Annotated in this window: 14 protein-coding genes; 1 reads left to right on the top strand and 13 read right to left on the bottom strand. The window is 68.9% G+C overall.

Annotation, left to right across the window (positions count from 1 at the left end):
- Positions 1-16: 16 nt before the first annotated feature.
- The 10 genes from L3V85_RS27630 to L3V85_RS27585 all read right to left on the bottom strand — a co-directional run bounded on the left by L3V85_RS27630 (position 17) and on the right by L3V85_RS27585 (position 14,271).
- The gene (locus tag L3V85_RS27630; protein ID WP_237675847.1) at positions 17-2,473 is read right to left on the bottom strand and encodes a TonB-dependent siderophore receptor; all 2,457 of its coding nucleotides are present in this window, start codon (positions 2,471-2,473) and stop codon (positions 17-19) included.
- 104 nt (positions 2,474-2,577) lie between these two features.
- Positions 2,578-3,588, bottom strand: a complete 1,011-nt coding sequence (locus tag L3V85_RS27625) for a FecR family protein (protein ID WP_237675846.1) — start codon at positions 3,586-3,588, stop codon at positions 2,578-2,580.
- A gap of 19 nt (positions 3,589-3,607) precedes the next feature.
- On the bottom strand, positions 3,608-4,084 hold the full coding sequence (locus L3V85_RS27620) for an RNA polymerase sigma factor (RefSeq protein WP_272934175.1): 477 nt from the start codon (positions 4,082-4,084) through the stop codon (positions 3,608-3,610).
- A gap of 143 nt (positions 4,085-4,227) precedes the next feature.
- Complete coding sequence (locus L3V85_RS27615) at positions 4,228-7,356, bottom strand: efflux RND transporter permease subunit (RefSeq protein WP_272934173.1); 3,129 nt, start codon at positions 7,354-7,356, stop codon at positions 4,228-4,230.
- A gap of 10 nt (positions 7,357-7,366) precedes the next feature.
- The gene (locus L3V85_RS27610; protein WP_237675844.1) at positions 7,367-8,518 is read right to left on the bottom strand and encodes an efflux RND transporter periplasmic adaptor subunit; all 1,152 of its coding nucleotides are present in this window, start codon (positions 8,516-8,518) and stop codon (positions 7,367-7,369) included.
- A 236-nt stretch (positions 8,519-8,754) separates the two neighbouring features.
- Complete coding sequence (locus L3V85_RS27605; RefSeq protein WP_237675843.1) at positions 8,755-9,297, bottom strand: Rrf2 family transcriptional regulator; 543 nt, start codon at positions 9,295-9,297, stop codon at positions 8,755-8,757.
- Positions 9,298-9,323: 26 nt separating this feature from the next.
- Positions 9,324-10,019 carry a Bax inhibitor-1/YccA family protein gene (locus L3V85_RS27600; protein WP_237675842.1) on the bottom strand — a complete coding sequence of 232 codons (696 nt, stop codon included), beginning with the start codon at positions 10,017-10,019 and terminating at the stop codon, positions 9,324-9,326.
- 188 nt (positions 10,020-10,207) lie between these two features.
- A complete protein-coding gene (locus L3V85_RS27595; RefSeq protein WP_237675841.1) occupies positions 10,208-10,612 on the bottom strand; it encodes a hypothetical protein in 405 nt (134 codons plus the stop codon).
- Between the two features lie 79 nt (positions 10,613-10,691).
- Positions 10,692-12,911 carry a YccS family putative transporter gene (gene yccS / locus L3V85_RS27590; protein ID WP_237675840.1) on the bottom strand — a complete coding sequence of 740 codons (2,220 nt, stop codon included), beginning with the start codon at positions 12,909-12,911 and terminating at the stop codon, positions 10,692-10,694.
- A 34-nt stretch (positions 12,912-12,945) separates the two neighbouring features.
- Positions 12,946-14,271 carry an NUDIX domain-containing protein gene (locus tag L3V85_RS27585; protein ID WP_237675839.1) on the bottom strand — a complete coding sequence of 442 codons (1,326 nt, stop codon included), beginning with the start codon at positions 14,269-14,271 and terminating at the stop codon, positions 12,946-12,948.
- Positions 14,272-14,402: 131 nt separating this feature from the next.
- Here L3V85_RS27585 and L3V85_RS27580 point away from each other — a divergent pair, with 131 nt between their 5' ends.
- Positions 14,403-15,620: an acyl-CoA dehydrogenase family protein gene (locus L3V85_RS27580; protein WP_237675838.1), complete on the top strand. Its 1,218-nt coding sequence runs from the start codon at positions 14,403-14,405 to the stop codon at positions 15,618-15,620.
- Positions 15,621-15,638: 18 nt separating this feature from the next.
- Here the strand turns inward: L3V85_RS27580 and L3V85_RS27575 are convergent, their stop codons facing one another.
- Genes L3V85_RS27575 through L3V85_RS27565 form a run of 3 tightly spaced genes read right to left on the bottom strand, consistent with a single transcriptional unit; the run spans position 15,639 to position 19,877 of the window.
- Positions 15,639-16,895, bottom strand: a complete 1,257-nt coding sequence (locus L3V85_RS27575) for a Zn-dependent hydrolase (RefSeq protein ID WP_272934170.1) — start codon at positions 16,893-16,895, stop codon at positions 15,639-15,641.
- Positions 16,896-16,915: 20 nt separating this feature from the next.
- Positions 16,916-18,355: a dihydropyrimidinase gene (hydA, locus tag L3V85_RS27570; protein WP_237675837.1), complete on the bottom strand. Its 1,440-nt coding sequence runs from the start codon at positions 18,353-18,355 to the stop codon at positions 16,916-16,918.
- Between the two features lie 16 nt (positions 18,356-18,371).
- Positions 18,372-19,877, bottom strand: coding sequence for an NCS1 family nucleobase:cation symporter-1 (locus L3V85_RS27565; RefSeq protein WP_237675836.1), 1,506 nt, complete (start codon positions 19,875-19,877; stop codon positions 18,372-18,374).
- Positions 19,878-19,951: the final 74 nt, after the last annotated feature.

Below are 19,951 nucleotides of genomic sequence, written 5' to 3'. Positions count from 1 at the left end.
GCCGGCGCCGGGCGGCTTACCAGCGGTAGGTCGCCGTCACCAGCACCTTGCGTGGCTCGCCGTAGTAGCAGCTGCCTGAACTGCAGTTCGCCACATAGGTCTTGTTCCCCAGGTTGCGCAGGTTGAGCGCGAGGTTCCAGCGCTCGAAGTCGTAGCCCACCAGCGCGTCGAACACCGCGTATGACGGCACCGGCACCTTCGTGCTTTCCTGGTAGCCCCGGTTCGATCCCATGAAGCGCACGCCCAGACCCGTCTTCACGCCGTTGGAAAAGCGATAGTCGGCCCACACCGACAGCTGGTTGCGCGACACCGCCTGCATCTGCTTGCCGATGTCGCTCGCCGTGCTGCTGGCGGTGACGACGGCTTTCGGCGTGTAGGTGTAGGCGGCCGTGACGTTCATGCGCGGCATCGGCTCGAACGATGCTTCCAGCTCCAGCCCGCGCACCAGGATCTCGCCGGTCTGCTTGGGCACGAAGTCGGCGTCGTAGGTGATGTAGTTCTGGCGGCGCAGGTCGAAGACGGCGGCGCTGTATTTGTCCTTGCGGCCCGCCGGCTGGTAGCGCACGCCCACCTCGTACTGCCGGCCCGTCTCGGGCTTCAGCGGCTGCTGCGTCTGCGGATCGATGGTGACCGTGGGCGAGAACGATTCGGAGTAGCTGAAGTACGGCGCCCATCCGCTCGGGTGCAGGTAGACCAGCCCCGCGCGGCTGGTGAACTTGTGGTCAGAAACGCGCGTGGTGCTGCCGTCGATGTGGCTGTACGACACGGCCCTGGCGCTGTCGTAACGCCCGCCCAGCGTGGCGACCCAGTCGCCCCACTTGATCTGGTCCTGCATGTAGAAGCCGGTCTGCGACAGCGTGGTGCGCGCGTCGAACCACGGGTCGGCGGTGGTCACGAAGCCTTCGTGCACCGGCAGGTAGCCGTCGATGTCGGGCACCGTGCCGCTGTTGGACGTGCGCTGGTCGTTGCGCGAGCGCTGGTAGTCGAGCCCGAACAGCAGCGTGTGCTGCCAGTCGCCCCAGTGCAGCCTGGCCTGCAGCTGGTTGTCGATGGAGGCGATGCGCGACTTTTCCTTGCTCGCGAAGGGGAAGCGGCTCAGCACCCGATAGTTGGCCGGGCTGTCGGCGTTGTCGGGGTCGACGGTGACGAAGTTCGGCTGGTTGAAGACCTGCCCGTAGTCGACCTTGTTCGAGCCGATGCGCGCGTTCTGGCGGAAAGTGAAGGTGTCGTTCAGGCGGTGCTCGAGCAGGTAGCCGAGCATCCACTGGTCCTGGTTGAAGCGGTCGAAGTTGGGGTCTCCGACATAGGTCTTGGGCGAGAACCGGCCGTTGGGGTTGGGCAGCAGCGTGCCCACTTCGGGAAAGCTGCCGTACGAGCTGCCGTCGCGAACGCGCAGGTAGTGCGACAGCACCGTGAGCGTGGTGTCGCCGGAGGGCTTCCAGGTGAGCGCGGGCGCGAGGAATGTGCGGTCGTTCGGCAGGCCGCTGGCCGGCAGCTTTGCGTCGCGCACCAGCCCCGTGAGGCGGTAGAGCACCTTGCCCTCTGCATCCAGCGGGCCCGAGAAATCGCCCGCGATCTGCCGGCGCGCGTTGTCGCCGAACTGCACCTGCAGCTCGTGCAGCGGTTCCTCGGTGGGGCGCTTGCTGACAACGTTGATCATGCCGCCCGGCCCGTTCTGTCCGTACAGCACCGAGCTGGGGCCGCGCAGCACCTCGACCCGCTCGGTCCCGTAGCTCTCGGTCTGCCAGATGGCCCAGCCGTTGTTGTTGCGCAGCTGCAGCCCGTCGAGGTAGTAGCCGGGTGCCTGCGCGTCGAAGCCGCGCAGGATGGTCCAGTCGAAGCGCGAGTCCGCTCCCCACGGCGACACGTTGATGCCCGGCGTATAGGCCAGCGCTTCCTTCAGCCGCGTGGCACCGGTCGCCTCGATGAAGTCGGCCGTCACCACCGAGATCGACTGCGGCGTCTCGATGATGGGCGTGTCGGTCTTGCTGCCGGTGGTGTTGCGCCGCGCGATGTAGCCCGGCATGTGGGCGGTCGCGGTTTCCTCGGCGTCGGCCGTCACCGTGACCGGGGCCAGGGTGGTGGTGCCTGCCGCGGCGGCACGGATCACGGTGAAGCCCGAGGCGCCGCTGCGCACGACGGTGAGGCCGCTGCCCGCGAGCACGCGCTCGAGCGCCTGCTGCAGCGTGACGGTGCCACGCACGGCGGGCGCGGTGCGGCCTTCGAGCAGCGAGCTCTCGCCGCCGATGGCGGTGCCGTACTGCCGCGAGAGCACGCCCAGGGCCTGTGCCAGGGGCTGCGAGGGCAGCGACAAAGAAACGGCCGTGGGCGCCGACGGCGGCGACGCGCTCGCCTCCTGCGCATGCGCCGTGCCGCCCATCACGAGCAAGGCTGAAGCGACGGCGCAGGCGAGCGCCGCAAGGGGAAAGGAATCGGCGCGGAAGCGTTGCGCGCCGTGGTGCTGCTGGGTCATGTTCGAAGGTCCTGGAGATGGGTTTCGAACAGAAGACAAGCTCGAGGCCTCGTACCCCACAAAAAAACTCGAAAATTTTTCGAAAGGCCGGGCGAGGAGGGGAGTCAAGGCCGGCGTGCGATCTCCGTCGCGCCGTCGGCCGCGCGCGCCGTGCGCACCGGCAGCATCACGCCCAGCCCGCTCAGAAACGCCTGCGGATCGCGCAACTGGTAAGTGCCCGTGACGCGCATCTCGCGCAGCGCGTCGTCGTCCGCCAGCCGAAGAGGCTGGCGCAGGTAGTCGTTCCAGCGTGCGACGGCCTCGGGCAGCCGTGTGTTGCGGAACACCAGCCAGCCCTGTTTCCAGTCGGCCACCTCGCCGATGTCGACGCTGCTGCGCGGGCCCAGGCCGTTCGCGTCGGCCTCGATGGCTTCGCCCGCCTGCAGGATGGTGGAGGGCGGCGCGTCGGCCTGGCCGTGGGCCCACACCGCCACCCGGCCTTCGGCCACGGTCAGCCGCATGCGGCCATCGCGAACAGATACCGTGAAGACGGTGCCCAGCACGCGCACGCGGCCCCAGTCGGTCTCCACGGTGAAGGGGCGGTCGGCGTCGTGTGCCACGGCGAAGCGCGCCTCGCCGCGAACCAGGCGCACGGTGCGCCGGTCGCGGTAGAGCACGACTTGCAGCGCTGTGTTGGCCGCGAGGTCGAGCATGCTGCCGTCGGGCAGCGCATGCGACAGCAGTTGCGCCTGGCCGGTCTGCGGCGCGGCCTCGTAGACCGGGCGTTGCCAGTACCAGCGCCCGCCCGCACCGGCCAGCGCGGCAAAACCGGCCACGCCCAGCATGCCGACGACGCGGCGGCGCGACTGGCGTTCCTGCGCGGCGGAGGGCGGCAGCGGCAGCTGGTCGCGCAGGGCGCCTGCGTCTGCCGCGTTCCAGATGCGCTGCGCGGTGGCCGTGGCTTCGGCGTTGCCGGGGGATAGCGCGCGCCAGCGGCTCAGTTCGGCCTCGGCGGCGTGCGCGGCTTCGGGGCTGCCGCGGTGGATGCGGCCGATGAGCGTCAGCGCGTGTTCCACCAGCGCGCGCGGCGCGCGGCGTTCTTCGTCTCTGAGCAGGGGGGCGGTGCGGGAGGCCATGTCTTTTTCTTCTTTTTTTTCAGTCCCCGGCCGGCCCGTAGCCGGCGCAGTCGAGCAGGGCGCGTGTCATGTGGCGCTCCACGGCCTTCTCGCTGATTTCCATGTGGGCGGCGGTCTGGGCGTAGCTCAGGCCGTGGATGCGCACGAGGATGAAGGCGTTGCGGCGTTTGCGCGGCATGTCTTCGAGCAGCGCCACCAGCCGGTCGAGCTGCTGCCGCGCGCCGACGTGCCGCTCAACGGACGGCGCGCTGTGGTCGCTCACCAGCGCGAGCGTGTCGAGCATGCGGGTTTCGGCGGCGCGGCGCGCGGCCTGGTTGGCGAGCACGTTGCGTCCGGTCTGGTAGAGGAAGGCGCGGGGCTCGAGGACCGTGCCGCCGCCGTCCTGGTGAATGAGCACGCGGGCATAGGCCTCTTGCACGACGTCCGCGGCGGTGTCGCCGTCGCCGGCCTTGCGGGTGAAATACCGCAACAGTTCTCTGTAGTAGCGCTCGAGCACGGTACACCTCAGCCGGTGTGGAACAGGAAACTCCCGTCGTGGCTGAGATGTGGCGGCGGCTGATCTGTGGCGCGGGAGCGGAGTAGTCAGAAATTATAGGTACAGCGCCCGGCCGGGGCGCTGTACCAGGGCCTCGGGCAGGCTCAGGCGGCCCGTTCCGCCCCTAGCCTGCTGCCGCCCCAGCGCGCCGCCAGCCGCTTCACCAGCAGATAGAACAGCGGCACGAAGAAGATCCCCAGCGCCGTCGCGGCCAGCACGCCGCCGAACACGCCGGTGCCGATGGCCACCTGGCTCGCGGAGCCCGCGCCGGTGGCCAGCGCCAGCGGCACCACGCCGGCCAGGAAGGCCAGCGAGGTCATCAGGATCGGCCGCAGCCGCAGGCGCGCGCCCTCGGCCACCGCGTCGAGGAGCGGCACGCCGCGTCGCAGTGCCGCCTCCGCGAACTCGATGATCAGGATCGCGTTCTTGGCCGACAGCCCGATGGTCGCGAGCAGGCCGACCTGGAAGTAGATGTCGTTCGACAGCCCGCGCAGCGACGCGGCAATCACCGCGCCCAGCACGCCCAGCGGAATCACCAGCATCACCGAGAAGGGCACCGACCAGCTCTCGTACAGCGCGGCCAGGCACAGGAACACCACCAGGATCGACACCGCGAACAGCAGCGGCGCCTGCCCGCCCGACAGGCGCTCCTGGTAAGACAACCCGCTCCATGCGTGGCCCGTGCCGGTCTGCTTCCTGGCGACGGCTTCGACCGCCGACATCGCCGTGCCGGAACTCGTGCCGTGCGCGGCCGTGCCCTGGATCTGCACCGCGGGCAGGCCGTTGTAGCGCTCCAGTTGCGACGCCCCCTGCGACCATCGCGTGGTGGCGAAGGCCGAGAACGGCGTCATCGCGCCGGTGCTGCCGCGCACGAACCATTGGCCCATGTCCTCGGGGGCCGAGCGGTATGGCGCGTCGGCCTGCACGTATACGCGCTTCACGCGCCCGCGGTCGATGAAGTCGTTGACGTAGTTGCCGCCCCAGGCAATGCCCAGCGTGGTGTTCACGTCGTCCAGCGACAGCCGCAGGGCCGATGCCTTGACCTGGTCGATGTCGACCTGCAGCTGCGGCGTGTTGGCGATGCTGTTGGCGCGCACCGATTGCAGGCGCTTGTCCTTGTTGGCGTCGCGCACCAGCGCCTCGCGCTTTTGCACCAGCTTGTCGGCGCCCATGCCGGAGGTGTCCTGCAGCCAGAACTCGAAGCCGTTGGACTGTCCCAGGCCTTCGATGGGCGGCGGCACCATGCCGTAGACCTCGGCGTCGCGCTGCTGCTTCGACAGCGCCGCGCTCGCGCGTTCGACGATGGCCTGCGCGCGCTTTTGCGGGTCCTTGCGCTCCGACCAGTCCTTGAGCGAGACGAAGGCCATGCCCGTGTGCTGCCCGGAGCCGGCATAGCTCCAGCCCGCCAGCGTGAAGATGGTGTCGGTGGTGTCCTTCTCGGTTTCGAGAAAGTGCTTTTCCACCGCCCGGTTCACCGCGTCGGTGCGGCCCTGCGTGGCGCCGGCCGGCAGCGAGACCTGCACCATCACGCTGCCCTGGTCTTCCTCCGGCAGGAAGCCGCCGGGCAGGCCCAGGTACAGCAGGCCCATGCCCGCCACGATGGCGGCGTACACGGCGGTGAAGCGCAGCGGCTTGCGCAGGATGCGTCCGAGCAGGCCCACGTAGCGGCCCTGCGCCGCGTCGAAGCGCCGGTTGAACGCACCCAGGAAGCCGCGCGTGCGCGGCGGCACGCCCGGCTTCAGGAAGCGCGCGCACAGCGCCGGAATCAGCACGATGGCCACCACCACCGACAGCGCCATCGACGCGATGATCGTCACCGAGAACTGCCGGTAGATCACGCCCACCGAGCCGCCGAAGAAGGTCATCGGCAGGAACACCGCCGACACCACCAGGGCAATGCCGATCAGCGCGCCGGTGATCTCCTTCATCGACTTGATGGTGGCGGCTTTCGCGTCGAGCCCTTCCTCGTGCATGACGCGCTCGACGTTCTCCACCACCACGATGGCGTCGTCCACCAGCAAGCCGATGGCCAGCACCATGCCGAACAGCGTGAGTACGTTGATCGAGTAGCCGAAGGCCGCGAGCACGCCGAAGGTGCCCAGCAGCACCACCGGCACGGTGATGGCCGGGATCACCGTGGCGCGCCAGTTCTGCAGGAACAGGTACATCACGACCACCACCAGCGCGATGGCCTCCAGCAGCGTCTTGAGCACCGACTGGATCGAGATCTTCACGAAGCGCGTGGTGTCTTCCGCATAAGCCACGCGCAGGCCCGGAGGCAGCGAAGGCTCCATCTCGGCGATGCGCGCCTTCACCGCCTTGGCGGTGGTCAGCGCATTGGCGCCGGGCGCCAGCATGATGGCCGCGCCGGCGGCGGGGTGGCCGTTCAGGCGCGTGGTCTCGGCGTAAGACTCGTTGCCGATTTCCACGCGCGCCACGTCGCCCAGCCGCACCACGGCGCCGTCGGCCTGGGTCTTGAGCACGATGCCGCGGAACTGCTCGGGCGTCTGCAGGCGCGAGAGCGCGGTCACGGTCGCGTTGAGCTGCTGGCCGGCGGGCGAGGGCCGTGCGCCGATCTCTCCGACCGACACCTGCGTGTTCTGGGCGGTGATGGCGGCGGTGATGTCCGAAGGCATCAGCTGGTAGCTCGCCAGCCGGTGCGGGTCGAGCCAGATGCGCATCGCATACGCCGCGCCGAAGGCCTGCACCGAACCCACGCCGTCGACGCGGCTCACCGGGTCGCGCAGGTTGCTGGCCATCCAGTCGGCCACGTCGGTGTCGGTGCGGCGGTCGGTCTCGTCGTAGAGCGCCACGATCAGCAGGAAGTTGTTCTGCGACTTGTAGACCGTCACGCCCTGCTGCTGAACCGCCTGCGGCAGCCGGCTGGTGGCCTGGCTGACCTTGTTCTGCACCTGCACCTGGGCGGTGTCGGGGTCGATGCCCTGGCGGAAGGTGACGCTGATGTCGGCGTAGCCGGCCGAACTGCTGGTCGACTTGAAGTACAGCAGGCCGTCGATGCCCTTGAGCTGCTGCTCGAGCACCTGCGTCACGCTGTTCTCCACCGCCTGCGCCGACGCGCCGGGGTAGTTGGCAGAGACGACGACGGTGGGCGGCGCGATGTCCGGGTACTGCGACACCGGCAGCGTGCGGATGGCCACGCCGCCCGCCAGCATGATGAGGATGGCGATGACCCATGCGAACACGGGCCGGTGGATGAAGAAATTCGCGATCACGTCGTGTTGCTCAATCTGCGGAAGAAGCCGTGGCGGCAGGCGCTGCCGTCACCGGCACGGGCTTGACCTTGTCTCCGGGGTGGGCGCGCTGCAGCCCGTCGACCACCAGGCGGTCGCCTTCGCGCAGGCCCTTGCTCACGATCCACTGGTCGCCCGAGGTGGTGCGCAATTCGAGCGCACGCAGCTCGACCTTGTCGCCCGCGCCGACCACCAGCGCCGTGGGCTCGCCCTTCTCGTTGCGTGCCACGCCGCGCTGCGGCGCGAGGATGGCCTGCCGCTCCACGCCGGACTCGACCTGCGCGCGCACGTACATGCCGGGCAGCAGCAGCCCCTGCGGATTCGGGAACTCCGCGCGCAGCGTGACCGAGCCCGTGGCCGGATCGACCGCGACCTCGGAGAACTTCAGGGTGCCGGTGTGCGAATAGGGCAGGCCGTCTTCCATGCGCAGGCCGACCTGCGTGCTGGCGGGCGCCATGTCGCCAGAGATGAAGCGGCGCTTGAGGCGCGTCAGCTCCAGGCTCGACTGCACCACGTCGACGTAGATCGGGTCCAGCCGCTGGATGGTGGCCAGCGCCGCCGTCTGGCCCGGCACCACCAGCGCGCCTTCTGTCACGCTGGAGCGTCCGATGCGCCCCGCGATGGGCGCGGTGATGCGGGTGAAGCCGAGGTTGATGCGCGCCGCCTTCACCGCCGCCTGCGCGGCCTTCACGCCGGCTTCGGCCTGAACCAGTGCGGCCTGTGCTTCTTCATGCTCCTGGCGGCTCACCGCGTTGGCCTTGATCAGTTCGCCGAAGCGCGAGGCCTTGCCGCGCAGGCTCGCGATGCTGGCCTGCGAGGTGGCGAGCGCGGCCCGTGCCTGCTCGTGCGCGGCCTCGAACGGACCGGGTTCGATCTCGTACAGCACCTGGCCCGCACGGACCATGCTGCCTTCCTCGAACAGACGCTTGCGCACGATGCCGTTGACCTGCGGGCGCACTTCGGACACCCGGAACGCGGCCGTACGGCCCGCCAGTTCGGTGCGCACCGGCACGTCGGACGCGTGCAGCGTCACCACGCCGACTTCGGGCGGCGGAGTCTCGGCGGCGGGAGGCTGCTTGGCGCCGCATGCGGCGAGCACGATCACGGAAAGCAGCGAGAGGGGAAACAGGAACTTGGAGGTCATGGCCGTTGAGAAACGCGGTGCGGCGCGAGCCGAAGTCGTCCGGGTCGCGCGGGTGTTATTTGCACAATGTTGGTGCATTGTGCCGCTCGTGTTGCGTCGCAACATGAAGGATTCCTTGAGCTTCCAAAGGTTGAAACCAACGACAAAAAGCCCATGCAGGCAAAGGCCCGCCGCCACGTCGATCCGTGGCGGCGGGCCCTGCCGCATGGGCCGCTATGGCGGTGGCTGGCTTGGAGCTAGCTGGCGCTTTGCTGGCGCCGTCCCAGTGCGAACACCGAGTTCGGCGCGTCGACGACGAAAGGCTTGCGCGTGGCCGGCTGGCCGGCCGGCGTGCGCCGGCTGTCGGTCCGCGCGGCGGCTTGAACGCCCTTGGCCTTTTGTTCGTCGACCAGGCTTTGCAGCGAGATCGACTTGAGGAACTCGACCGCCCGCAGGTTCACGGTGGCCCAGAGTTCGTCGATTTCGCAGCGGCCGGGTTCGCCAGGCACGTCGGCGCCGCGCTGGCGGGTGGATTCCGCATCGTGTTCCTCGATCGAGAGGACGATGTCGGCAACGGAAATATCCGCTGCCTTGCGGCTCAGAGAATACCCGCCGCCCGGGCCCCGTGTCGATTCGACCAGGTCGTTGCGGCGCAGCTTGCCGAACAGCAACTCCAGGTAGGACAGCGAGACGCGCTGGCGCATGCTGATCGACGCCAGCGTGACCGGGCCCGAACGTCCGTGCAGGGCGATGTCGATCATCGCCGTGACCGCGAAGCGGCCTTTGGTGGTGAGGCGCATGAGAGTTCCTTCCTTACTGGGAGCTGTTACTCGTCCCGGCCGCCGGCAATGCCCAGAAGGGCCAGCAGCGACTGGAACACGTTGTAGATGCTGAGGTACACGCCCAGCGTGGCGGAGATGTAGTTGGTCTCCAGGCCGTCCTTCACACGCTTGAGGTCGTGCAGGATGAAGGCCGAGAAGATGCCGATGGCCAGCACCGACAGCGTCATCATCAGCGCGCTCGACTTCAGGAAGAAGTTGGCGATGCCCGCCACCAGCAGCAGGATGGCGCCGATGAAGAGCCACTTGCCCATGCCCGACAGGTCGCGCTTGATGACCGACGACAGCGTCGCCATGCCCAGGAAGATCGCGCCGGTGCCGGCAAAGGCCGTCATGACCAGGCTGGCGCCGTTCTGCAGGCCGAGCACCGTGCCGACCAGGCGCGACAGCATCAGGCCCATGAAGAAGGTGAAGGCCAGCAGCACCGGCACGCCGGCGGCCGATTCCTTGGTTTTCTCGATGGCGTACATGAAGCCGAAGGCGCCGCCGAGGAACACCATCAGGCCGATGCCCGGCGACATCGCGCGCGAGAAACCGGTGGAAACGCCGATCCAGGCGCCGAGCACGGTGGGCACCATCGACAGCGCGAGCAGCCAATAGGTGTTGCGCAGGACGCGGTTGCGTTCCTGGGGGGAGGCCAGCGGCAGGTCGAGGCTGGCGTAGACGGGAGAGCTGTTGTTCATTGTGATGAGTCCTTGATGCTTGTTGAGCGGCCGGCGCCTTGCGGGGCGAATTGGCGTGCGCAGCGGCGAACGGCCGGAAAAAACGAAATTGCTGTCTGGGCGATGCGGGGTGCCGCCGAATGGCCGGCTGGCCCGGATCGGGGAGGCGGGAGCCGTGGCGGCTCCCGGTCACGCTGGGCCTTGCGGCCTCAGGCGACGAAGGACGCTGCGCGGGGTGGCCGCTTGGGCCGGGCGAGGAACGGCGAGACCGTGGTGGTCAGGCCGAGCTTGGGTGGCTGCTCCGAAAGAAGGAGCGGCAGAGGGATGTCGTTGCGGGCGTCGACCAGCTCGGCGTGCTCGGAGCCGGCTTCATCGAGCGAATTGGCATCGTCCGATGCCGAATCGGCATCGGCGACCAGTGTTTGGCCGTCAGAAAGGGCTTCGTCGGCCAGCGACGTGGCGGCGACGAGCGTCTTGGAGGTCAGGGTGGTTTGCGAGGACTGCGCCTGCTGGGCATGCGAATGGCCGGCACCGATCATGTTGTGGGCAAGCACGGCAAAGCCGTAGCAGGACAACATGATGGCAAGGACAGTAGCGGCAAACCAGCGGTACATGAAGGGGTAATTTTACCTGCCGCGCCAGGGGCTGTCCGGCGCGGCCACTTTCAACCGACCTGATCGCACGGATGCTCGCTCAGGCAGGCGCGGTCGGCGTTTCGCTGCCCTCGGGCTGCAGCCACTCGCTTGCATGGGTGCGCAAGGCGTCGATCTGCAGCCAGATCAGAGCCATCTCTGTATGGAAAGTTCGCGCCTGCGGGTCCGATTCGCCGCCGGCGGCGGTCGCCTGGGCCAGCGCCGAACGTGCCGCCAGCTCGGCCGCGGTGTCGCGCGGACCGTCCACCGAGCCGCTTTCCAGGCCCGCCGCCAGCGCTTCGAGCGCCGCGACGGCGCCTTCGGCCGCGCCGCGCAGCACCGCCATCTGCGCCGAGTCGGGCAGCGCCGCGCGGTGCGCGCCCAGCGCCGACAGATAGCTCAGCAGCGTGTGCGAGCGGATCAGAAAGCGCAGCGCCACGCCCGCGCGGGGCCGCACGTAGCCCGGCTCGCGGAACATGTCGGACACCGCGGTGGACAGCGCCGCGTCGGCGTTGTGGTCGTTGCGCCGGGCCAGCCGGTAGTCGAGGTGGTCGCGCGCGCCGGTGCGGTACTGCTCGACGATCTGCCGCAGGTAGCCCGCATGGCCGCGCATGGCCGTGGCCGCCAGTTCGTTGATGCGTCGGGCCTGCCAGTGCGGCAGCACCAGCAGCACCGCCAGCCCGGCGATCGCGCTGCCGATGGCGGTGTCGACCAGCCGCGGCACCAGCAGCACGCCGCTGTCGCCCACCTGGTTGAAGCACATCAGCACCAGCAGCGTCATCGACGCGGTGGCCAGCAGGTAGCGCGTGGCGCGGGTCGCGAAGAACACCACGCCCGCCGCCACCGCGATCACCGATTGCACCAGCGGCTGCGGAAACAGCTGCAGCAGCGCCCAGCCCGCCACCACGCCCAGCGCCGTGCCCGCGATGCGCTGGCCCATGCGCGCGATGGTGTCGCCGTAAGTCTGCTGGCAGACGAACAGCGTGGTCAGCAATATCCAGTAGCCCTGCGCCGGATGGATGACCTGCATGACGCCATAACCCGCCACCAGCGCGATCGACAGCCGCAGCGCATGGCGAAAGAGCGGCGAGCGCACCGTGAGCTGCCGCCGCACCCGCTCCACGGCGTCGCGCCAGGAACGCGGCGAGCGGTCGAACAAACCCATCTCGGTTCGGCCGGCGCGCGCCGAAGGCTGGCTCGCGCCCGCCAGTTGCCCGTCGAGCTGCGCGAGGTTGCGCGCCAGCGCCTCCACCGATGCGAGCAGCACCAGCCGCTCGGGCGTCACGGCCCGGGCCCGCTCGTGCTCGATGGCGCTGCGCAGGTCGGCCAGGGCCTGCACGGTCTCGGTGCCGGTGTCGAAGGGCTCGCGCCGCGCGATCGATTCCGACAGCCGCAGGCACGCAAGTCCCTGCAGGCCCAGCACGCGCTGGCAGCGGTAGAGCAGGTCGCTGTGGAAGAAGGCGTCGGCCAGCGCGTTGTAGTCGTCGTGCGACGAGCTGGCGCGCTCGTGCACGTCCTGCGCGATCAGGTAGAGGCCGCGATAGCGCGAGATGCGCCCGGTCGGCGCCCGCGCGCCGATGCGTCGGAAGATGCTTTCCTTGGCCGCGTTGAGTTCGCTCACCACCTCGGCATTGAGCTGCGCGAGCGCGAGCCGCTTGCGCTCGATGTCGATGCCGCGCAGCGGCTCGAAGAGCGAGGCCTTGAAGCGCACGTAGTTGCCCAGCACCGTGAACAGCGTCACCAGCCGCGCCTGCACCGGCTGCGCCGGAAAAATCGCGCACCAGAGCACCGAGAACACGCCGTACCAGGCCGCGCCCGCCAGCAGCAGCAACGGTTCGCGCCCCCGCAGGGCCGCCGTGCCGTGCGAGGCCATGTTCTCGATGCCGAGCGTGGCGTACATCGCGAGGATCAGCGTCGCGTACGCGATGGCCTTGTAGCGCGCCTCCACCGCGCCCAGCATCGTGAGGCAGAAGGCCGCGAGCGCGAACGCGGTGATGAACAGCCACGGCAGGCCGAACAGCGCCTCGACCGCGAACGCGATGGCCGCGAAGCAGGCCAGCGTGACCACCTGCGCGCGCAGCCGGCCGCGCCAGCTGTCGTCGGTTTCGGCGAGCGCGCTGGCAATGGCGCCGAGGAACAGGGGGATCACCGCGTCGGGATGGCCGGTGAAGCCGCACAGCGCCATGAGGCTGCCGAGCGTGAGCAGGATGCGCACGGGCTGCGCGCGGGAAGCAAAGGACCGCAGCCGCTGGCGCAGCGCGTCGGGAGACAGGGGAAGCATGGTGCGATCTTGCACGATGCATGCCACGGAATTCTTACGGCATTGACGGTTTGGCGTGGCGGCGCAGGAATCCGTGGCGCGGTGCGATCCAGTCGGCGGTGCCGACAGCGGTGGCGGCCACCCCGGTGAACAGCGTGCTGTCTTCGGCCAGCAGGAACTGCGGGCCCTCCTCGCCGTTCAGCACATGCAGCGTGGCGCCGCCAAGGTCGAGCCGTTCGCCCGCCGCAGGCTGCACGGCGGACGCCTCGGGCCAGGCTTCGCGCGCTGCGTCTTCCAGCGGGCGCGCCAGCGTCGACCAGATCCATCGCACCTGGCCGGGCGCTGCATCGCGCAGCGCCGCGATGTGCGCGGGGCTCGCGGGCGAGGGGTCGATCAGCACGCAGTCGCCGCCCTCGACGCCCGCGAAATAGCTGTGCGGCAGCGCGCCCGATGCATCGGCCGGCCCGGTGACCCGCCAGACCCGCGCCGACAGCCGCATCGCCAGCCCGGCTTCGTGCGCATAGCGCCCGCCGCCTTCGCCGTCGGGGTCGACGCGGCCGACTTCGTCGTACGCGGGCTCTTCCATGTTCACCGGCCGCCGTCCCTTGGGGCCATCCGCGAGCCGGGGCATGACGCGCGGAATGTGCTTCAGCCCGCGCGCATGGTCCATGAGCTCCTGCACGCTGCGGAACTGCGCGAGCTGCTCGAGGATGCGCCGCGTCACGTTCATCAGCTTGAGCCCGCGCACCGGGGCGACGGCCTCGGCCGGTTGCAGCCACATGTGCTCGACCGTCTCGCGCCCGTCGGGGCGCACCGTCTGCGCATCGGGCATCGATGCCAAAAAGAAGCGGGTATCGAAGCGGCGCGGCATGCCCGGCGGCGTGAGCCAGTGCGTGAAGTAGGCGAGCCGGTCGGCCGCGAGCTGCCAGCCGTGGCTCTCGCACATTGAGAGCAGCGCGTCGGTGCCTTGCTCCGCCGCGTGGCGCATGGCCGAGAGCCGTTCGGCCGGCATGCCGTCGAGCGCCACCAGCCGGCCCTGGCTCGCCTTGTCCGTCGCGAACAGCAGGCCGGCTTCCTCGAAGCATTCGCGGATCGCCGCTGCGTAGTAGTCGAGCCCGCCCTCGGGCACCGCGAGGCGCTCGCTCGCCGTCTTGTCGTCCATGCCGCTGCAGTGGCCGTGCAGGCCGCGGTCGTGCGCATCGATCACGCCGCCAGGGAACACGCTGGCGCCGCTGTTCTGGTCGTTGGCCTTCTCGGCGCGGCGCAGCATCAGCACCTCGAGGCCGCGCGCGCCGTCGCGCAGCACGATGAGCGTGGCCGCGTTGCGCACGGGGCGCGCGGCAGCCGGTTTTTGCGGGGTCTCGTTGTTCTGGGTGTTCATGGGCCGCCATTCTCGCGCCGGCCGGCCGCTGGCACACAGGTGACAGCGGCACCGCGCGGCTGTCGCGCGAAGGACCGTGCGAAACCCGGTGCGCCGCTTAACTTCGAACGCACTTTGTTGAAGGACGCACCATGCATTTCGAATTCACACCCAAGGTGATCGCGCTGCGCGACGAGTTGCTCAAGTTCATGGACGAGTTCGTCTATCCGAACGAAAAGCGCCGCGAGGAAGAGCTGGCCGCCAATGCACGCGCGGGCCGCCCTTATGCCGAACTGCCGATGATGGCCGGCCTCAAGGCCAAGGCGCGCGAGCGCGGGCTGTGGAACCTGTTCCTGCCCGAGGCCGAACACGGCCCGGGCCTGACCAACGTCGAATACGCGCCGCTGTGCGAGATCATGGGCCGGCGCTACTGGTGCGCCGAGATATTCAACTGCTCCGCACCCGACACCGGCAACATGGAAGTGCTGGCGCGCTACGGCACCAAGGCCCAGCAGGAGCGCTGGCTGAAGCCGCTGCTCGCGGGCGAAATCCGTTCCTCGTTCGCGATGACCGAGCCCGAGGTCGCCTCGAGCGACGCCACCAACATCCGCTGCAGCATCCGCCGCGAAGGCGACGAATACGTCATCAACGGCCGCAAGTGGTACATCACCGGCGCCATGCACGAGCGCTGCGAAATCTTCGTGCTCATGGGCAAGACCGACCCCGACAACGCCGACCGCCACAAACAGCAGTCGATGATCCTGGTGCCGAAGAACACGCCCGGCGTGACCATCGTGCGCGACATGCAGCTGCTCGGCATGTACGACCCGCCCTTCGGCCACCCCGAGATCGTGTTCGACAACGTTCGCGTGCCGGTCGAGAACATCCTGCTGGGCGAAGGCCGCGGCTTCGAGATCGCGCAGGGCCGTCTCGGCCCGGGCCGCATCCACCACTGCATGCGCGCCATCGGCATGGCCGAGTCGGCGCTGGAGATGATGTGCCAGCGGCTGGTGTCGCGCACCGCCTTCCACAAGCCGCTGTCGGAGCAGGGCGTGTGGCGCGAACGCATTGCCGAGTCGCGCATGCTCATCGAGCAGTCTCGCTGGATGGTGCTCAACGCCGCCTACCGCATGGACACCGTGGGCAACAAAGTCGCCGCGAAGGAAATCGCGATGATCAAGGTGCTCACGCCCAACAACTGCGTGAAGGTGATCGACTGGGCCATGCAGGCCTTCGGCGCGATGGGCCTGAGCCAGGATACGCTGCTCACCCACTTCTACGCCTACGAGCGCCACCTGCGCGTGGCCGACGGCCCCGACGAGGTACACCGCAACGCCATCGCCAAGCAGGAGCTGGCGGCGTACCAGTAAGAAGCGTCAGTCCACGCTTCAGTCCACGCGTTTCGCTCTTTCCAGCATCGCGTGCAGCAGCACGTTGCAGCCGGCCGTCAGGTGGTCGGGCTGCGCGTCTTCTATCTCGTTGTGGCTGATGCCGTCCTTGCAGGGCACGAAGATCATGCCGGCCGGCGCCAGCCGCGCCGCGTAGATCGCGTCGTGGCCCGCGCCCGACACCACGTCCATCGTCGAGTAGCCCAGCACTTCGGTCGCGCGCCGCACCGCGTCCACGCAGTCGGGGTGGAACGGGCAGGGCGGTATGTACGACACCCGCTCGATGGTCACGCCCAGCCCGGTCTCGCGGGCCGTGCGTTCCACGAACGCGAGGATCTCCGCGTGCATGCGGTCGAGCAGCTCGTCGTTCACGTTGCGCAGGTCGATGGAGAACTTCACCTGCCCCGGAATCACGTTGCGGCTGTTCGGGTGCACCTGCACCATGCCGACCGTGCCCCGGCCGTACGGCTGGTAGCTGTAGGCGATGGCCACCACCTCCTGCATGATCCGCGTCGCCACCTGCAGCGCGTCGCGGCGCAGGTGCATCGGCGTCGGCCCCGCATGGGCTTCCATGCCGGTGACCACGCAGTCGTACCACGACAGCCCCAGCACCGCGGGCACCACGCCGATCACCTTGCCCGCGTCTTCCAGCACCGGGCCCTGCTCGATGTGGGCCTCGAAGTAGGCGCCGATGGGGTGGTCGCCCGGCGTCTGCGGGCCGACGTAGCCGATGCGCTCCAGTTCCTCGCGCACCGTCTTGCCTTCGGTGTCCTTCGCGGCGTAGGCGTGCTCAAGGCTGAAGGCGCCGCAGAACACGCCCGAGCCCATCATCACCGGCACGAAGCGCGAGCCTTCCTCGTTGGTCCAGAACGCGACCTCGATGGGTGCCTCGGTGCGGATGCCCTGGTCGTTCAGCGTGCGCACCACCTCCAGCGCAGAGAGCACGCCATAGTTGCCGTCGAACTTGCCGCCGGTCGGCTGGGTGTCGATGTGGCTGCCCGACACGATGGGCGGCAGCGCGGGGTTGGTGCCCTCGCGGCGCATGAAGACGTTGCCGATCTTGTCGACCGTGATCGATAGCCCCGCCTCCTTGCCCCACGACACCACGAGGTCGCGCCCCTGCTTGTCGAGATCGGTCAGCGCCAGCCGCTTGACGCCGCCCTTGGGCGTGGCGCCGATGCACGCCAGCTCCATCAGCGAGTTCCACAGGCGCTCGCCGTTGATCTTGAGCACCTGCTTTTCCACTACTGCATTCATGTCGAAGACTCCTTGGGGATTCAGCGCGCCACGGCCGTGGGCGCATGCTGGTGCTTGAAGCGTTCCAGCGCGGTGAACATCGGTGCGAAGGCCGGGCGCTTGAGGTAGCGGCCGGTGCCGGGCTCGGCGCGCAGGTCGCCGTCGCGCCAGACCCAGCGGCCAGCGCTCAGTGTGTGCTTGGGCACGCCCATGACTTCGCGGCCTTCGAAGATGTTGAAGTCGCTCTTCGAGTGCTGCGTCTTCACCGACAGCGTCTTGGTGGCCTTCGGGTCCCACACCACGATGTCGGCATCGGCGCCGGGCTGGATCACGCCCTTGCGCGGATACAGGTTGAACAGCTGCGCCGCGTTGGTCGAGGTGACGCGCACGAACTCCGAGGGCGTGAGCCGCCCGGTGTTGACGCCTGCGTCCCACAGCACGGCCATGCGCTCTTCCACGCCGCCGCAGCCGTTGGGAATCTTCGTGAAGTCGTCGCGGCCGGCCGCCTTCTGCGGGGCGCAGAAGGTGCAGTGGTCGGTCGCGGTGGTCTGCAGGTTGCCGCCCTGCAGGCCGCGCCACAGCATGGCCTGGTTCTCGCGCGAGCGGAAGGGCGGGCTCATCACGTGGGCGGCGGCGCGCGTGAAGTCGGGGTCGCGGTAGGCGCTTTCGTCGACCACCAGGTGGCCGGCCAGTACCTCGCCGTACACCCGCTGGCCGCGCGCGCGGGCACGGGTGATGGCTTCCAGCGCCTCGCCGCACGACACGTGCACCACGTAGATCGGCACGCCCAGCACGTCGGCGATGGCGATGGCGCGGTTGGCGGCCTCGGCCTCCACCATCGGCGGTCGCGACAGCGGATGGCCCTCCGGCCCGCGGATGCCCTGCGCCAGCAACTGCTGCTGCAGCATCGCGACCAGCTCGCCGTTCTCCGCGTGCACCGTGGGCATGGCGCCGAGTTCCAGCGCGCGCTGGAAGCTCTTCACCAGGATCTCGTCGTCGGCCATGATCGCGTTCTTGTAGGCCATGAAGTGCTTGAAGCTGTTCACGCCGTGCTCGTGCACCAGCTCGCCCATGTCCTTGTGCACGCTGTCGCTCCACCAGGTCACGGCCACGTGGAAGCTGTAGTCGCCGGCCGACTTCTCCGACCAGCCGCGCCACATGCGGAAGGCGTCCATCAGCGGCTGCTGCGGGTCGGGAATCACGAAGTCGATGATGCTGGTGGTGCCGCCGGCCAGGCCCGCCGCGGTGCCGGTGAAGAAGTCGTCGGCCGCGACCGTGCCCATGAAGGGCAGCTGCATGTGCGTGTGCGGATCGATGCCGCCGGGCATCACGTAGGCGCCGCCGGCGTCGATCACCTGCGCGCCGGCGGGCGCCTGCAGGCCGGCGCCGACCTGCACCACCTTGTCGCCTTCGCAGAGCACGTCTGCGCGTTGTTCGGCATCGGCGTTGACCACCGTGCCACCGCGAATGAGTACGGTCATGGCATGAGTTCCTTTTCTAGCTGGGGTTCTTGAGCGGCGCGGCCACGCCCTGCAGTTGCGGCGCGCGCGCCTTCATGAGGCCGAGATACACCACGGCCGACAGCACCACGCCGACGAACCATGCATAGGTGTAGATGGTCTTGAAGAATTCGGGCATCGACGGCACGGCCGACGGGAACGCCGCGTTCAGGAAGCCCGGAATGTTGGGCAGCACGCCGACGACGAAGGCCACGATGGCCGCCATGTTCCAGCCGTTGCCGTAGGCGTACTGGCCGGTGCCGCGGTAGAGCGCATCGACGTCCAGTTCCTTGCGCCGCACCAGGTAGTAGTCGGCGATCAGGATGCCGGCCACGGGCCCCAGCAGCGCCGAGTAGCCGATGAGCCAGGTGAAGATGTAGCCCTGCGTGGTCTCCAGCACCTTCCACGGCATCATCACGATGGCGATGCCGGCGGTGATGTAGCCGCCCTTGCGGTAGGAGATCTTCTCCGGGTTGAGGGCCGAGAAGTCGTAGGCCGGCCCCACCAGGTTGGCCGCCAGGTTCACGCTCACCGTGTCGATCAGCAGGATGATCAGCGCGATCAGCACCGCCGCGCCGGTCATGCGGCTGGCCAGGTCCACCGGGTCCCACAGCGCCTTGCCGTAGATCACCACCGTGGCCGAGGTGACCATCACCGCCATCATCGCGAGCAGGCCCATGGGCGCGGGCAGGCCGATCACCTGGCCCACCACCTGGTCGCGCTGCGAGCGCGAGAAGCGCGTGAAGTCGGGAATGTTCAGCGCCAGCGTGGCCCAGAAGCCCACCATGGCCGTGAGCGACGGCCAGAACACCGCCCAGAACAGCCCGGCCTTCTTGCCGCCGGGCTCGAACTGCGAGGGCTGCTCGAAGATCGGCCCCAGGCCGCCCGCGCGCTGCACCGCCCAGTAGAGCAGGGCGATGCACACGATGATCTTCAGCGGCGCGGTGTAGGTCTCCAGCCGGCGGATCGACTCGATGCCGTGCACCACGAAGTACAGCTGGATCGCCCAGAAGATCAGGAAGCACACGAGTTGCGCGCCGTTGATGCCGAGGATCGGCAGCTTGTCACCGCCCAGCGGCTGGCCCATGAGCACGCCGACCAGCGTGTAGATCATCTCGCCGCCGAACCAGGTCTGGATGCCGTACCAGCCGCAGGCCACGATGGCGCGCAGCAGGGCCGGTAGCCGCGCGCCGCGCGTGCCGAAGGACGCGCGCGCCATCACCGCGTACGGAATGCCGTACTTCGCGCCGGCGTGGCCGATCAGCAGCATCGGCACCAGCACGATCGCGTTGCCCAGGAACACCGTGAGCACCGCCTGCGACCACGACATGCCGCCCTCGATCAGGCTGGCCGCCAGCGTGTAGGCGGGAATGCACATGACCATGCCCACCCACAGTGCCGCGAAGTGGTACCAGCGCCACGTTCGCTGCGCCAGCGTGGTGGGCGCGAGGTCTTCGTTCCAGAGGTTGGCGGCGGGCGCGCCGCCGTGCGATGGGGTCGTCATGTGGGTTGTCTCCTGAACGTGTGTTGTGGTCTTTGCCGTGTTGTCGTTCCCCTCCTGCCGTCGCCCGGTCTGCG

Origin of the sequence: Variovorax paradoxus (assembly GCF_022009635.1) — a bacterium.
GTDB lineage: Bacteria > Pseudomonadota > Gammaproteobacteria > Burkholderiales > Burkholderiaceae_C > Variovorax.
Note: the sequence above shows the minus strand (reverse complement) of the source record. Positions and strands in the feature narration are given on the sequence as shown.

Coding starts and splice junctions, on each gene's coding strand:
- L3V85_RS27630 (WP_237675847.1), bottom strand. CDS start 2,473: ATGACCCAGCAGCACCACGGCGCGCAACGCTTCCGCGCCGATTCCTTT.
- L3V85_RS27625 (WP_237675846.1), bottom strand. CDS start 3,588: ATGGCCTCCCGCACCGCCCCCCTGCTCAGAGACGAAGAACGCCGCGCG.
- L3V85_RS27610 (WP_237675844.1), bottom strand. CDS start 8,518: ATGACCTCCAAGTTCCTGTTTCCCCTCTCGCTGCTTTCCGTGATCGTG.
- L3V85_RS27605 (WP_237675843.1), bottom strand. CDS start 9,297: ATGCGCCTCACCACCAAAGGCCGCTTCGCGGTCACGGCGATGATCGAC.
- L3V85_RS27600 (WP_237675842.1), bottom strand. CDS start 10,019: ATGAACAACAGCTCTCCCGTCTACGCCAGCCTCGACCTGCCGCTGGCC.
- L3V85_RS27595 (WP_237675841.1), bottom strand. CDS start 10,612: ATGTACCGCTGGTTTGCCGCTACTGTCCTTGCCATCATGTTGTCCTGC.
- yccS (WP_237675840.1), bottom strand. CDS start 12,911: ATGCTTCCCCTGTCTCCCGACGCGCTGCGCCAGCGGCTGCGGTCCTTT.
- L3V85_RS27585 (WP_237675839.1), bottom strand. CDS start 14,271: ATGAACACCCAGAACAACGAGACCCCGCAAAAACCGGCTGCCGCGCGC.
- L3V85_RS27580 (WP_237675838.1), top strand. CDS start 14,403: ATGCATTTCGAATTCACACCCAAGGTGATCGCGCTGCGCGACGAGTTG.
- L3V85_RS27575 (WP_272934170.1), bottom strand. CDS start 16,895: ATGAATGCAGTAGTGGAAAAGCAGGTGCTCAAGATCAACGGCGAGCGC.
- hydA (WP_237675837.1), bottom strand. CDS start 18,355: ATGACCGTACTCATTCGCGGTGGCACGGTGGTCAACGCCGATGCCGAA.
- L3V85_RS27565 (WP_237675836.1), bottom strand. CDS start 19,877: ATGACGACCCCATCGCACGGCGGCGCGCCCGCCGCCAACCTCTGGAAC.